General features: G+C 51.7%; 1 protein-coding gene. It reads left to right on the top strand.

Features of this window, described 5'->3' with window-relative positions:
- The coding region (gene glgB, locus ACTHUM_RS15000; protein WP_440403291.1) for a 1,4-alpha-glucan branching enzyme at window positions 1-1,094 on the top strand (1,094 nt) is incomplete at both ends.

Raw genomic sequence — 1,094 nt, 5'->3', positions numbered from 1 at the left:
CTTATGAAGTGCATTTGGGTTCGTGGAAACGCAATCCGGAAAACAATTTCTGGCTGACTTATGAAGAGCTGGCCAAAGAACTGGTGGCATACGTCAAAGACATGGGCTTTACCCATATCGAGTTTTTGCCTGTTTCCGAATATCCGTTTGACGGCTCATGGGGCTATCAGGCAACCGGTTTGTATGCGCCGACCAGCCGTTTCGGTTCGCCGGAAGAATTGCGCGCATTGATTAAAGCCGCACACGACGAGGGTATCAGCGTTATCCTCGACTGGGTAGTCGGCCATTTCCCAACCGACGACCACGGCCTGGCCAAGTTTGACGGCACTGCGCTGTACGAACACGCCGACCCGCGCGAAGGCTACCACCAAGACTGGAACACCCTAATTTACAACTTTGGCAGAAACGAAGTGAAAAACTTCCTGCAAGGCAACGCCCTGTATTGGATAGAACGTTTCGGCTTTGACGGTATCCGCGTTGACGCGGTTGCTTCCATGATTTACCGCAACTACTCGCGTAAAGACGGCGAGTGGATTCCGAACCAATACGGCGGCCATGAAAACCTCGAAGCCATCGCTTTCCTGCGTGATACCAACACCATGTTGAAAGAGGAAGTTCCGGCTGCGACTGAAATCGCCGAAGAATCTACTTCGTTCGCCAACGTCACCCGTCAAGAAGGTTTGAATTTCAGCTTCAAATGGAATATGGGCTGGATGAACGATACCTTGCGTTACATGATGGAAGACCCCATCAACCGCAAATATCACCACAACAAAATGACTTTCGGCATGATGTACCAGTACAGCGAGAACTTCGTCCTGCCGCTTTCTCATGACGAAGTCGTACATGGCAAACGCTCGCTACTCGGACGTATGCCCGGCGACTGCTGGCAACAATTTGCCAACCTGCGCGCCTACTACGGCTTTATGTACGGCTTCCCCGGCAAAAAACTCTTGTTTATGGGCAGCGAGTTTGCGCAAGGCCGCGAGTGGAACTACAACGAAGGACTGGATTGGTTCTTGCTGGAGCAAGAGGGCGGCTGGCACAAAGGCGTACAAGACTTCGTGCGCGAATTGAACCATGTCTATAAAGAC

The sequence above is a fragment of the Neisseria sp. P0021.S006 genome, from assembly GCF_051956895.1.
The sequence above is the reverse complement of the archived record's forward strand: the minus strand, read 5'-3'. Positions and strand labels throughout refer to the sequence as shown.